General features: G+C 41.1%; 12 protein-coding genes and 2 pseudogenes. 5 read left to right on the forward strand and 9 right to left on the reverse strand.

The window, feature by feature from the left end:
- Nucleotides 1-72 precede the first annotated feature (72 nt).
- Nucleotides 73-930, forward strand: a complete 858-nt coding sequence (locus BM294_RS08455) for a DMT family transporter (RefSeq protein ID WP_091206900.1) — start codon at nucleotides 73-75, stop codon at nucleotides 928-930.
- An 18-nt stretch (nucleotides 931-948) separates the two neighbouring features.
- Here the strand turns inward: BM294_RS08455 and BM294_RS08460 are convergent, their stop codons facing one another.
- The 4 genes and pseudogenes from BM294_RS08460 to BM294_RS08475 all read right to left on the reverse strand — a co-directional run bounded on the left by BM294_RS08460 (nucleotide 949) and on the right by BM294_RS08475 (nucleotide 4,778).
- Nucleotides 949-2,028 (reverse strand): Gfo/Idh/MocA family protein, encoded by a 1,080-nt coding sequence (locus BM294_RS08460; protein ID WP_242944485.1) that lies wholly within the window; start codon nucleotides 2,026-2,028, stop codon nucleotides 949-951.
- A 21-nt stretch (nucleotides 2,029-2,049) separates the two neighbouring features.
- Nucleotides 2,050-2,253, reverse strand: a pseudogene (locus tag BM294_RS08465) (AAA family ATPase); the annotation flags it as partial.
- Nucleotides 2,254-2,359: 106 nt separating this feature from the next.
- Nucleotides 2,360-3,394, reverse strand: a complete 1,035-nt coding sequence (locus tag BM294_RS08470; RefSeq protein ID WP_091206904.1) for an aldo/keto reductase — start codon at nucleotides 3,392-3,394, stop codon at nucleotides 2,360-2,362.
- A gap of 148 nt (nucleotides 3,395-3,542) precedes the next feature.
- Nucleotides 3,543-4,778: a VanZ family protein gene (locus BM294_RS08475; RefSeq protein WP_175494604.1), complete on the reverse strand. Its 1,236-nt coding sequence runs from the start codon at nucleotides 4,776-4,778 to the stop codon at nucleotides 3,543-3,545.
- Between the two features lie 304 nt (nucleotides 4,779-5,082).
- On the opposite strand from BM294_RS08475, the gene BM294_RS08480 reads away from it, so the two are divergent.
- A complete protein-coding gene (locus BM294_RS08480) occupies nucleotides 5,083-6,753 on the forward strand; it encodes an AAA family ATPase (RefSeq protein ID WP_091206909.1) in 1,671 nt (556 codons plus the stop codon).
- 137 nt (nucleotides 6,754-6,890) lie between these two features.
- Complete coding sequence (locus BM294_RS08485; RefSeq protein ID WP_091206912.1) at nucleotides 6,891-7,892, forward strand: RpnC/YadD family protein; 1,002 nt, start codon at nucleotides 6,891-6,893, stop codon at nucleotides 7,890-7,892.
- Nucleotides 7,893-7,964: 72 nt separating this feature from the next.
- Here the strand turns inward: BM294_RS08485 and BM294_RS08490 are convergent, their stop codons facing one another.
- From BM294_RS08490 to BM294_RS08500, 3 genes are all read right to left on the reverse strand, one after another.
- Entirely contained in the window at nucleotides 7,965-8,561 is a 597-nt protein-coding gene (locus BM294_RS08490) for a VanZ family protein (RefSeq protein ID WP_091206914.1), read from the reverse strand.
- A 173-nt stretch (nucleotides 8,562-8,734) separates the two neighbouring features.
- Nucleotides 8,735-9,670: a coiled-coil domain-containing protein gene (locus tag BM294_RS08495; RefSeq protein WP_091206917.1), complete on the reverse strand. Its 936-nt coding sequence runs from the start codon at nucleotides 9,668-9,670 to the stop codon at nucleotides 8,735-8,737.
- 273 nt (nucleotides 9,671-9,943) lie between these two features.
- A complete protein-coding gene (locus BM294_RS08500) occupies nucleotides 9,944-10,300 on the reverse strand; it encodes a helix-turn-helix domain-containing protein (protein WP_091206919.1) in 357 nt (118 codons plus the stop codon).
- Nucleotides 10,301-10,663: 363 nt separating this feature from the next.
- Here BM294_RS08500 and BM294_RS08505 point away from each other — a divergent pair, with 363 nt between their 5' ends.
- The gene (locus BM294_RS08505) at nucleotides 10,664-11,368 is read left to right on the forward strand and encodes a transposase (RefSeq protein ID WP_091206922.1); all 705 of its coding nucleotides are present in this window, start codon (nucleotides 10,664-10,666) and stop codon (nucleotides 11,366-11,368) included.
- 544 nt (nucleotides 11,369-11,912) lie between these two features.
- Nucleotides 11,913-12,926, forward strand: a complete 1,014-nt coding sequence (locus BM294_RS08510; protein ID WP_091206925.1) for a hypothetical protein — start codon at nucleotides 11,913-11,915, stop codon at nucleotides 12,924-12,926.
- Nucleotides 12,927-13,024: 98 nt separating this feature from the next.
- On the opposite strand, the gene BM294_RS08515 is transcribed toward BM294_RS08510, so the two are convergent.
- Together BM294_RS08515 and BM294_RS08520 are read right to left on the reverse strand one after the other, a co-directional pair.
- On the reverse strand, nucleotides 13,025-13,234 hold the full coding sequence (locus BM294_RS08515; protein ID WP_330389843.1) for a hypothetical protein: 210 nt from the start codon (nucleotides 13,232-13,234) through the stop codon (nucleotides 13,025-13,027).
- Nucleotides 13,235-13,274: 40 nt separating this feature from the next.
- Nucleotides 13,275-13,580, reverse strand: a pseudogene (locus BM294_RS08520) (group II intron maturase-specific domain-containing protein); the annotation flags it as partial.
- Between the last annotated feature and the right edge of the window lie 484 nt (nucleotides 13,581-14,064).

A 14,064-nucleotide genomic window follows, 5' to 3' on the forward strand; every position in this document is an offset into this window, starting at 1 on the left:
AATAATGAAGTGGGTACATATTATATATTCAAGAACGACTTACAGCCCACTGTATATCATTCCGGAGGTCTTATGGAAAAGAAGAAATCAAAAGCAATTCTTTATATCTGTTCATCAGCATTTTTCTTCAATCTCATGAATATATTTGTACGTCTTTCAGGGGACGTTCCAAGCATACAGAAAAGCTTCTTCAGAAATCTGGTGGCTGTATTTGTAGCCTTATTCATGCTTTTGAAAAGCGGTGAGGGATTTCATCCTCAAAAAAAGAACCTTCCAGTACTTTTGGGAAGATCCTTTTTTGGTACCATCGGAATCCTTTGCAACTTTTATGCCGTTGACCATCTGCCTTTGGCCAATGCTTCCATCCTGAATAAAATGGCTCCCTTTATGGTTCTCATTTTTTCATATTTTATATTGAAAGAAAAGCTGAAATCCATACACTTCTTTATTATTTTGCTGGCATTCGCAGGATGCTTTTTCGTAGTAAAACCATCTCCCGACAATATGAATCTCTTAGGTTCTGTTTCAGGACTCATGGGCGGAATCACGGCAGGTCTTGCCTACACTCTTGTGAGACTTGCCGGTCTTCGGGGTGAAAAAGGCGCCACCATCGTGCTGTTCTTCTCGGCATTCTCCTGCCTTTCAGTGCTTCCTTACATAGCACTTAACTTCCATCCTATGACATTGCACCAGCTCTCCATGCTTCTCCTTGCAGGAGCCTCAGCTACAGCCGCACAGTTCTCAGTCACCGCCGCCTACAGCCATGCACCATCAAAGGAAATATCCGTTTATGATTATACTCAGGTGCTTTGGGCCGCAGCATTTGGCTTCCTTCTGTTTGGAGACATTCCAGATGTATTTAGTGTAATCGGTTACTGCTTGATCATAGGTGCAGCCATAGTGATGTACATGTACAATCAACGTCATTAGGAAACAAAAGTATTCCTGTTATTTATTGAAAATAATCCTGCCCTGCTCCTGAGATTCTTTCATCATTATAGACATATATGAATCAAGAAGAGCCTCCCGTAAAGGATATGGGGAATTGCAGCTGCCTTTTGAGTATTCAGCAGTTTCTTTCATAAGCATCGCAATGGCAGTTTCATCATCAGAAAGGCCACACAGTCCAAAAGGAGGCTCATACAAAACCTCTCCCCGGAAAGAAATACTGCTGATTTCTTTGATATAACGAAGATTTGGATTGGAATCATTTGTTTCAATGACCCGGGACTCAATTTCCAGCTCAGCTTCTGCAGCATGATTGGCCGCATCAAGATAACAGACATGATCATCTATTATCTCCCCTCTGATTCCCTGAAGTTTGTAGGTTTTTCTCCGGATGGGGGAACGATACTGTTCAGAATCAAACTCATATACTGCGGTTTTCCCATTTTCAAACTCAAATAAAGCCACAGTGCGGTTTTTCCCGGATACTCTTCCATCCACTATCTCTTCGTATCTTGTTAATGTTTCTGCGGTTGGAAAAGTATATGTCCTGGAATAAACCGAAAATCCGGTGTCAGCATTAATTCCAAGCAACGCCCTCATGATACTCGCTCCATGATATTCATGGGCCAGTGAAATATTGAGATAATTGACTTCTCCTATGATTCCTTTTTTCACAAGCTTAAGAAGAGCACTGTACTGCGGATATCGGGTATACTGTTCCGCTACTACAAGTTTTTGTCCCTGCTCTTCTCTTTTGCTTAGTTCCAAAAGTGTTTCTTTGTCAATTCCCGCCGGTGTTTCCAAAAGTACCGTACAGCCTTTATCAAGCCAATGCATAGCTGTTTCGGCACCTGCCGTCTTTGCTACAGAAACCACCACAAAATCCGGCTTACGGGAAAGACATTCCTCTTCTGAAGTCGTGCAGGATATGCCGTATTCATCACGTATCCTTTTGGCTTTTTCTTCACTCCTTGAGAGCATGGTACATAATTCAAAAACATCAGGAAGCGCTTTTGCAATCCTCACATAGTACATGGCTCTCCATCCGGTTCCGACAATCACAAATCTGTATTTTTCCAAACGATTTCTCCTTCAGAAATGTCTATATTCCTTGTTTTTTCGTTCATCCAAGGCAATTTCGATAATATGCTTCTTGGGAACACCATTCTCAAGTAAATAATTCTTAAAAAGCGTAAAAACCAGATACGACTTTCCACAACGTCTGATTCCCGTAATTACCTTTATCATTCCGTTATGCATTCTGTTTTTTAAATCATCAAGATATTTATCTCTCTTTATTTCCATTAAAACCTCTGAAATTTTGCGGGCTTGTGACCATCTTTTTTCAAATTATATTCCAAATCAGGTATGAACTGCCTATCGCGTCCCAGTTTTTATGACAATGTACCTTTTAAACGGTTCTGTTTCCTTTGAGAACCTCCCGATAATCCTCCAGATTCTTCTTGAGCAGGGCAGGTATCTGAAGCTCATAAGGACACTTTGTCATGCATACTCCGCAGTTCACACAGTCCTCGATCTTCTCCATTTCTTTCTGCCAATGCTCACTTAACCAGTTCTTACTCGGGGCCCTCCTCAGCATCAAAGACATCCTGTTACAGTTGTTGATTTCTATTCCAACAGTGCAAGGCATACAGTAGCCGCATCCCCGGCAGAACTCTCCCATCAGTTCATCACGTTCAGACTTTATGAAATCAAAGATTTCATCATTCATTACCGGAGTTTCATTCATATATGAAAGCCACTCATCAAGCTCTGATTCTCTCTGTATTCCCCAAATCGGCACTGCTCCGTCAAATTGTGATATAAATGCCATGGCAGCCTTTGAATTGGTGATAAGTCCACCGGCCAGCCCTTTCATACATATAAATCCGACATTATGCTCATTGGCAAGTTCGATTAGTTCAATCTCTTTTTCCGAAGCAAGGTAGCTCATGGGATACTGGACAGTATCATAAAGTTCAGATTCGATAAGTTCCCTGGCAACTCCATACTTATGAGCCGTACCGGAAATGTAACGGATCTTTCCCCTGCGTCTTGCCTCTTCCATACATTCATACATGCCGCTTCCGTCTCCCGGCCTGTAACAGGTATTCATCATATGGAACTGATAGATGTCAAGATACTCCGTTTTAAGGTTTGAAAGTGTTGTTTCCAGATCCTTCCAAAACTCATCCGGTGTCGTCGCCTTGGTTTTTGAGGCAATGAATATGTCTTTACGGTCCACATATCCTGTCCCGAAAGCCTCTCCCAGTTTCACTTCACTGTCACTGTACGCTCTTGCCGTATCAAAGAAGCGAATGCCTCCGTCATAAGCCTTTCTGAGAATCTTAACGGCATCTTCTAAAGATACCCTCTGTAGGGGTAATGCTCCAAAACCATTCTGGGGCACCTCAATTCCTGTCCTTCCTAAAACCACATTCTTCATATAATTCTCTCCCCGGGTATTAAGACCCACTTAGTGTTCGTTTCTTGAAAGTAAATCATACTCCTGTTTTTATCGACATCTTTTCATGATTTATTTATTATTTTTAAATGATTTATATATCCATTCAGGGTATCGGACACTCATTTACCTATAATTCGTAATACGGTCGAAAATACTCTTTCCATATCCATCTGCCATTCTTATAGTACCCTGTCACAATCGAAGTTATCGCATATTCCATAGGAAGTTTTCGCTTCATCACACGATAGCGTCCGAAATCCCCCTGAACCTCATATTTCTCAAAATATCCGCCAATATTATCCCACAAGTATCCTTTTTCAAGTCTGTTTTCCGGCAATCTGTCCGTTTGCGTTGTCCAAAGCTGATACTGAATATATGTGGATCCATCATCCTCAAAATCAAAATCCGAATCTACAACCCAATACAAAAATCCCTGATACTGATATACAAAGCAGTGATAATCCGGCCGCCATACACGTAATACACCCTTTTCGATAAAATCCGCATCCAGATCTATACGTGTTGTCTCATTACCGCCTGCATAATTCACTCCTGCATCCGACACAAATACGCCTGTCGACAGCCCTATGAGCCATGGCCACTTGATAATGATTTCATATTCCTTATCTTCGTCGACTTCTCCTGTTGCCATAAAACCTGATCGGGAATAATCATGGTCACAACCAAAATAATCATTTACATCCGGCCTTTCAACCATCTGTACTTCCAGTTTCACATCACCTTTTTCCGATCGGAGAAAAAGATCAAAATCCGTCATCGGCTGCTCATATCGGAATGCAAAACCTGTCATGTTTATAACTCCATCATGGATGCCAGCGCTTTCTACCTGAAAGCAGTACATCCGTGATGTATCATCTGCCTGCGCTTCAGTATTTCCATTCCCGCAAACTATAACAATACAGAATACAGCTATAAGTATCCCTACTGATGTTTCCAACGCACGAAAATGCTTTCCCGATGCTTTTTCCAGAATAAAGAATATCAACATCCCGATTAAAGCACCTGATGTATTGGAAAACACATCATCCCACTCAAACAGTCCCCGCATAAGAACCAGTTGAAGAACTTCAACAGTTAATGATTGAAGCACTGCTGAAGCTACGACCACCGTAAATGTTTTCCACCTGCTGCAACACCTGTCCTTCAAAGCTGATGAAATCAGAAATCCAAATGGAATAAACATAGCAATATTGCCAAGTATCTCTCTTCCAATATCCGAATCCCCTGAAAGCCACTTCTTATATGACCAAAACAGGTCAAAACGTGGTGCCTGAAAATGGTTACGTCTACTGAACACCGTAAACCAAAGGACCGTGAATATGTATATGATTAAAATAAACAAGCTCCTGCTATGCTTTTTTTCCAATATAGTTCCCTTCATACAAATCCTTGAATTATCTACATTAAAATATAGAAAACCATCATCAACGCTGCCTACCAAAATCATATATCAGTCAATCCATAAGTTCCACCAAAACCAGATCCGTTCCCGCAAATCACCTGCAGAGATAACCGGCTTCTGCAAGTATCCAAAGACTATTGGAAGTCGTGAAATCTCTGATATCATTCCTGCTTAATTGAGAGACAGCCCGAATTATGCTACTATTAGGCATAGATATGGACGTAGTGGAAAGAGGTGTATTCACATGCTGAAGACAGTTGGACTGGGTTTACAGGATTACGAAAAGGTCATAACAGAAAATGCTTTTTACGTAGATAAAACTCATTTTATAAATGAATGGTGGCAAAGTAAGGATGATATCACATTGATCACCCGTCCGCGTCGTTTCGGAAAAACTCTGATGCTGAGCACTGTTGAGAAATTCTTTTCTGAAAGACAGGGAAACAACGAGGAACTCTTTGATGGATTAAATATTTCACAGGATACTGAAATGATGAAAGAGTGCGGTAAATGGCCGGTACTCTTTGTTTCCTTTGCTGCCATCAAGATGGGTAATTATAAAGATGCGTTAATTCAGTTTAATCAGGTTTTTACGGATTTGAAAGTGAGCTTATCTTTTCTGGAGAAAAGTCTCACGGCTGATGAACGTGAATTATGGACTGAAATTAATTATAAAATGGATGCAGCTGTTTGTTCAAAATGCCTCAACAGTTTTTCTGCCTGGCTCAGTCGATATTATGGAAAAAAAGTAATAATACTGATAGATGAATATGACACTCCTATGCAGGAAGCATTTGTTGATGGCTATTGGGATGAAATCTCCGGTTTCATGAGGAATATGTTTAATGCTACTTTAAAAACAAATCCTAACATTCAGAAAGCACTGTTAACCGGTATCACCAGAGTCAGCCGAGAGTCATTGTTTTCCGATCTTAACAATATCAATATAGTGACCATTTCATCAGACCAATATGCAGACTCATTTGGATTTACTGAAAATGAAGTATTTAGCGCCCTTGACGATTATGGATATGGGTCAGAAAAAGAAAAAGTAAAAGAATGGTACGATGGATTTAAATTTGGAAATATTGAAGACATCTATAATCCATGGTCTATTATATCATTTCTAAAAAAGGGTAAATATGAGCCGTATTGGGCTAATACAAGCTCTAATTCACTGGTGTCAAAGCTTGTAAGAGAAGGTGATGTAGAGATAAAGAAGTCCTTTGAAGAGCTGCTAAATGATGGAGTTATAAAAACCAAAATTGACGAACAGCTTGTCTTTGGCGAGATGAGCGGCAACAAAAACGCTATATGGAGTCTTTTGTTCTCTGCGGGATATCTGAAGCCTGTTTCTATAGAAGGTGAAGGAAGCATGGCAGTATACAGCCTCAAACTCACAAATCACGAAGTCAAGGACAGCTTTAGTCTGCTTGTGGAGAGATGGTTTGAGAATGCAGGAGAAAATTACAGTTATTTTGTTAAAGCACTTCTGGAAGGCAACATAGATGATATGACGGATACATTGTCGGAAATCTGTGAAAGTATGATCAGCACTTTTGACGGAAGTGGTAAAGCAGCTCCGGAAAACTTCTATCACGGTCTAGTAATTGGTCTTCTTGTGGAACTCCGTGACAGATATGAGATAAAGTCGAACCGTGAAAGCGGCCTGGGACGTTATGATGTCATGCTCCGTCCGAAGGATAAAAAGGATAATGCTGTAATCATCGAGTTTAAGTCAAAGCGTCGGAGCGATAATGGCAGGACACTTGATGAACTTTGCGATATAGCACTGAAACAGATTGAAGATAAGAAGTATGAAACCGAGCTACTTGCAGCGGGATATAACAAAGAAAAGATAATAAAGCTTGCCTTTGCTTTTGAAGGAAAGGAACTTCTGATAAAACGCAGGTAGAGCTAAAAGCGTATCTGTAAATTATTTTGTGTAAATAGCTATTCAGGATAAGCATCCTCTTGGATTGATGTTAGAATAAATATTAATCCAGGAGGATATTTTTATGGCTGGAACCAGAAAGCTTTCACCACTTACCGATGGAACACAGCACAGCTCATTCTATATATACATCATTTATAATTCTCCCCCCTCTGAATGATACTCTATTTTACTGCGTAAATCTCCGGCACAAGGACAGACTGTTCTGCCTGCTTTTTGGATCTGAACAGTACAGGGAAAATATACTGGAGCTTTACAATGCTTTAAACGATACTGCTTACAAGGATGTTGCAGATATCGAACTTTACACCATCAGCGATGTTATCTACATCAAGATGAAAAATGATGTAGCCTTTATCTTTGACAGTTATCTGTCACTATGGGAACAGCAAAGCTCCCACAACCCGAACATGCCTGTACGAGGACTTATGTACTTCGGAAACATGTACAACAAGTACATAAAATCAAACGAGCTCAATATATATGGCACACAGCTTATCAAACTTCCTACACCAAGATATATAGTATTTTACAATGGCACAGAAGACAGAGCCCCTGTGGAAAAACTAAGACTGTCTGATGCATTCACAGTCCCGGACAAAACCGGAGATTTCGAATGGACTGCCACTGTTTACAATCTCAACAAAGGCAAAAACGATGTTCTGCTTGAAAAATGCAAACCTCTCAGAGAATACATGATCCTGATAAACCGTATCAGACTAAACCTTCAGGGAGCGAAGAATCTTGAAAACGCAGTTGATTCAGCAGTAACATCGTGTATCGAAGACGGAATTCTAAGAGAATTTCTTCTTGCACACAGAGCGGAGGTACTAAACATGGTTATAACTGAATTTGACGAAAAATCATTCGTAAAAGGGATCAGAGAAGAGGGGCGCTTACAAGGTCTTGCGGAGGGACGCTCACAAGGTCTTGCGGAGGGACGCTCACAAGGTCTTACAGAGGGGCAGGCTATAGAACAACACGATATCATCGCCAAAATGCTCCGTAAAGGTAAGTCACCTGAAGAAATAGCCGACTTCTGCGGATACCCAATGGATTTAATCCTCGATGTCCAAAACAGCCTGCTAGAATCCAAATAATCCAAGTGTCCTAGCACTCACTATCCACTGATGATACACAGCACATCGCACGCAATTGTTTGCGATGTGCTGTCATTGTAGCATATTATGCTTTAACTTATCGGAATATTCTTTTTTACCATCATGCAAAAAAGCCTTATCAATCTGAAAACAGTAAGCTCTTGATGTAGTATCCGCTTCCACACCGATTGCTCCGCGTCCGTGGATATAGACTCCGAGACAGACTATCATGAAAACAAGGCTAATGGATGTGATTAGCGTCATCCTGAGTTTCTCGGAGGCCAGCATTCTGACAAGGGTGAGAAGCTCGATACCAATCACTGCGCCGAGTGTATTGGAAAACACATCATCCCACTCAAACAGTCCTCTCATCAGAAACAGCTGGAGCGTCTCGATTGTGAGTGAGAACAGGATTGCAGTCCCCGTTATCACGGCTACTCTGGACTTGTGGTTGGAGGTCGGCAGGACAGAGCTCACCAGAAAGCCAAACGGAATAAACATAGCTATATTGGCCATGATTTCGTTTCCCAGATCTGTATCCCCTGCAAACCACCGCTTATAGGACCAGAACAGTTCAAACTGGGCGACATAATATCCCGTCGGCCGTTTCAGCACAGTGAACCACAGGACAGTGAAAATGTAAACGAGTAGAAAGATCAGACTCATCATATGCCTGGTGCGATTGTTTTCGATATGGGTCACCTCCCATGGATAATGACGGTTTAGTACCACAGAATCGATAAATTATCAAATAACACATGTTAATTAAGATATGCGAAAGAACCAACCGATTCCCGATACACGGTTCAAGGTTTTTAAAAAAAGCGCATATGTGTCATCACTCAATGTCCAAGCTCGGCAAGCTTTGCCTTTAAAGCCGCTATCTCGGCATCCTTCTTTTCTAATGCAGCATTCTTCTCTTCTAATGCGGCATTCTTCTCTGCCAGCTCAGCTCTGTTTTCTGCCAGCTCTGCATCCATCTCTTCAAACTGAGACTTGAACTGCATATAAATCTTCTCATCACGTTTTTCAAGAACCTTACACATCTTCTGTCTCCCTTCTCCCTGTGCCGCTTCATAAAGCTTATTATCTCCGGATAATATTCCGGCCAGGGCCATAATGTTACATTCTATTTCCCTCTCATCTCTATCCGCTGTGTCGGCATAAATTGCTGACAACGCTGCCCTCAGTTCTTCTAAAGGACCATTGGAAAACGACAGATTCCGGTCATGTCCCATATCTATCACATACAACGGATAATCCGGCACAAACTGCCTTACTCTCGTATCTATATCCATCATATCATGCACCGACCTTGGTCCATCCCAAACTTCCTCACCTGTATAAAATACAACTGTAATTATAGGCGTTACCTTTGTGCCCTTTGAAACACCCGAGAGACGTTCATCTACTGTCCATGATCTCTTGTCTTGAGCGTTTCCCTTCGATGCTATCTCCGCACTGTACCCCAATGCATCATACAACATCTTTCTGACCGGCATAGAATAATGTATCTTGTTTTGGTCTTCAATTCCCAATATTACAAAAAGTCCTCCTGATGTCTTTCTAACATTATCCCTGTACTTATTTACCTTGTCAATCTTGATCTCCGTTCTTACAGACTCTGTATACGCTGTATCCGCCTGCTCCAGTTCGTCCGGATTGATGACCTCATCGTTGTTAAAAAAATATCCGTTAAATACAGATGCAAATATTGCATTATCCTTGAAAAATTCCTTCAATGCTGCATCCGGTGTTGGCATTCCAATTTTTTTCATGTTTATTCTTTCTTCTGTTTCCTAAATTCTTTTTATTGGCATTCAACCATTTGTTTTATTGCCGGCATCCCATCCGTCTCTATGTACGCGTACGTTTATACGTATCTTCGAGCATACTTTTTTTCTTAGGTTTAAACCGGTTCAAAAGTCAAGGCTATCCCGATATCGGAATAGCCTTGACTTTCGAACCGGTACATTGTTTTATTGTCATTATTTATAGTCGCTTCTGTATATGCGTATATGCACGTTTAAGCGTATCACCGGGCAAATTTTTTACTCCCTTTCGGATAATTCCGTCAACGCCTTCATATATCCCAGAAGTCTTTGCTGCATTTTTTCATCCATATCAAGATATGTCTCCATTACCTGACCTGCCTCACTGGACTTATCAAGCATGATAACCTCCGGGCGCTTGCCTCTTTTTCCTTTTCCTTCTGTTTCGCTCAATAGTTCATATGGTGTCACGTTGAGGACTTCACATATAATCAGTATCTTTTCAGATACCGGATCTGTCTTTTTTCGCTTCCAGTCACTAATTGTACTCTGTGCAATCCCGGTACGTTCTGAAAAGACCTTCTGGCTCATTCCACGTGCTTCCAGAAGACTGAATATTTTTTCTGATATAGTCATCGCCTTATCTCTTCCATCCCACAATCGTTTAAACTCACAAGTACAATACCAGCTTTTGGCTGTTTCGTCAATGCGAATTACTTCGTTTATAAAAATTTTATGGTACCTGACCCCAATTTCTGTATAGACTTCCGCCCAGGCAACCGCGTCGTCCTCTGGGTATAATGGTCTTACGATACTGAGTACTGCCCCTACAGCCATGCTGTTTAAGCTTTGCAGTATACGTTGCCGCATACCACACAAAACTCGCTTCTGATGTTGTGGCTCGCAACTTATCAGGTGGACGTTCTCAATCCACTATGTGAAGCGCCCTTAGCTGGGCGCACTACCTGACCCCAATTTCGTCCACAGGCGCTCACTTCCATTGTATATGATGTCCTCGATGATTTCATAGTCCATGCCACATTTTCTCATTATCTGGCTTCTGAACGCAGCCAGGCCCTGAACCATATGAAAGAGCTTGAGGATCTCAATATCTACAAGGATGCCATCATTGTCTTTGACCGAGGCTATTACTCAGAGAAGATGTTCCGCTACTGTGTCGATCACGATCATCTATGTGTTATGCGGCTGAAAGATTCCATCGGTCTTGCCAAACGTCTTGAAAAATCAGACGCTGATTCTTATGAAGGCATGGATGTCATCGTGGGCAATCCCAAAGAGGGTACTACTGACGTGACCGTACGTGTGATAGCAGTAAAGCCTGACACAGGTGCTACAGAATACCTTGCCACGAACATATTTGATGAAAATATAACTTCCTCAATGTTCAGGGAACTATATTTCCTCCGTTGGCCGTGTGAGACCAAATACTATGAATTAAAGGTCATAAGCCTGCTTGAAGAGTTTTCTTCAGCAACTCCAAATTCCATAATGCAGGAATTTTACATCTCACTGCTTATTACAAACCTTTCCTCTCTTGTAAAAGCAAATGCCGATGAAGAAATAAAGACCAGAAGCAGGAGCACCAACAAATACCAATATCAGGTGAACAGAAAAGATAAAAGAGACAAAAAGAAAGGAAAGCTACGTACCCATATGAGGAACCGCAAGGCTATGCCTATCTGAGTCCATTTGATTTTATATAGCCGTATCTTTTCTGAAAACTTGCCTGAAGGGTAAGTCTTTTTGTCGTGCCTTAATAGCTTCTCTTTATTGCCAGGAGTAACTGGAATCTCTTTATAGAACATGATAAATGCCACGGTCTTATCCCACATGCGGATTACCGGAACCAACTACAAGTCTGGTCGCTGTTAAGTTGACGTAAAGTGTACCACGTTGGTCCGCGGCACCAATGTCATCATATCATGCTCTTTCTGAAATTATCTCTGTACTAATTTATCTTGTCAATCTTGATTTCTGTTTTTACATACTCCCCCAAATCCTGGTTCCTCACTTCACCGCACCACATAGTCTAAAAATAGACTATATGAAAATAAATCACTCTGTGTTATGATGCTAACATCTAATAGACATGCAATGATTATAATCTTAAAAATTCTTTCAGAATGATCATTCCCCATTATATAAAATTCATTATCAGTTTTTCGCAGAACTGATATATAATCTAAGCGAGAGGTTCATATCTTTCTCGCTTTTCCAAGGAGCAGATATGGAACAATTAACAGCATTGGGGAAAGCCATAGTGGCTGCAGACCCAGATAAGATCCGGCTGGATATGACAGTAAAAAATATCCTTGCATATAAACCTTTGCTTACAAGGATTTTCAAAGAAGTTGTATCCGAGTGCCGGGATATGAATTTTGACGAGATTGAGGCCTGTATTGAAGGTGAAGTTCTCATCAGTAAAATTTATATTGACAGTGGACTTTCAAATGCAGGTGAACGTATTGACGGGTTGAATACAGAAGCATATTTGAACGAAGAAGGCCTGGACAGATACGATATACGTACGTATCTCAGATTGCCCGGCAAAGGCGGTTCAGAGTACATTAAACTTATCATCAATCTTGAAGCCCAGAATGAAGACAAACCTGGGTATGATTTACCTCTGAGGGCTTTATTCTATTGCTGCCGCATGATATCGGCACAACAGGGAGTTGAATTTACAACCAACAGTGATGACCCGGTGAAATACGGGAACATAAAGAAGGTGTATTCTATTTGGCTTTGCACTGAGGCAGCCCAGACCAGAGCTAACTCAATCGAGATTTACGATATAGACAGAAGATTTCTTTATGGCTGTAATGGAGATAATCCAAGGTATGATATTCTAAATGCGATCATCGTTTACATAAGTGAAAAGCATGACCCGGAGAATACCGAAAATGAAATGATCCGACTGCTCACAGATCTTTTTGATGAACGAATAGACGGAGCAGAAAAAGTCAAAAAACTAAAATCAATTTATGGACTTAAAATGACAAGAGAAGTTGAAATGGAGGTGACTGATTTGTGTACTTATGCAACCGCTATGGAGAATAAAGGCGTTAATATGGGCGTATCCGAAGAAAAAGAACGTGGGCTCGAAGCACTGGTTAAGAGTTTAAGTGTCTATATCACCGACTTTGATGCACTTTATAAGGCCGTAATAAAAAATGAAACTTATGAAAAGGTCACAAAAAAAGATGTTATGAAGTATTTTTGTGAGTCCAAGAAATCATAATGTTTATATGCCCCACATCGAGTATTAATCTCGCTGTGGGGCAATCATCACTATCCATCTTTTTAAACTGAAATCACCACCTATAATCTCAAATACCTCTATCTTACCACTCTCCCGTAATACTCCTTATACCATTCCGCGAATGCCCTCAAACCTTCCCTTATCCCAATCTCAGGTTTGAAACCGTAGTCACGTCCCAAAACCGAACTATCAGCGTACGTTACAGGTACATCCACGGCCTGCATACCTACCAGTTCCCTATGCCCCTCAAAGTCATAGTCAGTAGGAAGAACTCCGGCTCTGACCAATTTCTCCTGAAGTGTACTGAAATAAGAAGATACAACAACGCTAGTTTCTTTTCTTCATCAGAATAATCATACTCACGTATATTTTTGCTTCGGCTAAGGGGTGAGTGTAATCTAACATCTTAAGAAAATCCACCCAATTGTAGCTTTTCTTCTGACTACGTCTGTTGAGCCAATAGAACAAGCTCTTCATCACCTCATACCTAAAAGCTTTAATACTCCTTGAGTTATCTGAAATCCCGTAGTAATGGAAATAACCAACCAGTATCTCGTTTAGCTTCTTAACAATGTCCTTAGTTCTCATTGTCCGCGTCTCACCGATTTTCCTGTGAATCTCCTTTAGCTTCTTGCTAAATTTCTTCTTGTTGGTTTTCCTCTTAACTCTGAACCTTCCATAGTTCCGCTATTCTCGCCAATTTCGTTGCCATTTGTTTACCCTTCTTTCTTCCGTCTCTGTGTACGGAGAAGCCTACCTCTGCGTGTAGCAAATGTTTCCTCTTTGATATTGTCTCGCAGGTCAGGGCTGTGAGGAACAGCCCACTCTCGACTTCCCTCCGGTATTTATGTGTTCATACCTTCATCAGTACTATTCGGACCTCCGACTACCTATAGACCATTTACCGTTCTCCCTTTTTGGTCGTTCGATATTCCATCCCTTCACACTAGGAACGGAGTCTATGGGTTCTCCCCTGTTGACACTCCATCTTTGTATTACATGAATAGCTCCTTCCGACACCGCCAAAGCATCTGCCATCTCGCCATAACGAAGGCAGATATATCGACTTCCGTACTGTCAACTACGTCGTCCTTTGGATTTATAGTCTTTCGGTGCT

Source organism: Oribacterium sp. WCC10 (genome assembly GCF_900113415.1).
Classification (GTDB): Bacteria; Bacillota; Clostridia; order Lachnospirales; family Lachnospiraceae; genus Oribacterium.

What these genes read in the sequence shown, in the direction of transcription:
- BM294_RS08500 (WP_091206919.1), bottom strand. Translation starts at nt 10,300, where the DNA reads ATGACTATATCAGAAAAAATATTCAGTCTTCTGGAAGCACGTGGAATG.
- BM294_RS08485 (WP_091206912.1), top strand. Translation starts at nt 6,891, where the DNA reads ATGGAACACAGCACAGCTCATTCTATATATACATCATTTATAATTCTC.
- BM294_RS08495 (WP_091206917.1), bottom strand. Translation starts at nt 9,670, where the DNA reads ATGAAAAAAATTGGAATGCCAACACCGGATGCAGCATTGAAGGAATTT.
- BM294_RS08480 (WP_091206909.1), top strand. Translation starts at nt 5,083, where the DNA reads ATGCTGAAGACAGTTGGACTGGGTTTACAGGATTACGAAAAGGTCATA.
- BM294_RS08490 (WP_091206914.1), bottom strand. Translation starts at nt 8,561, where the DNA reads ATGATGAGTCTGATCTTTCTACTCGTTTACATTTTCACTGTCCTGTGG.
- BM294_RS08510 (WP_091206925.1), top strand. Translation starts at nt 11,913, where the DNA reads ATGGAACAATTAACAGCATTGGGGAAAGCCATAGTGGCTGCAGACCCA.
- BM294_RS08470 (WP_091206904.1), bottom strand. Translation starts at nt 3,394, where the DNA reads ATGAAGAATGTGGTTTTAGGAAGGACAGGAATTGAGGTGCCCCAGAAT.
- BM294_RS08455 (WP_091206900.1), top strand. Translation starts at nt 73, where the DNA reads ATGGAAAAGAAGAAATCAAAAGCAATTCTTTATATCTGTTCATCAGCA.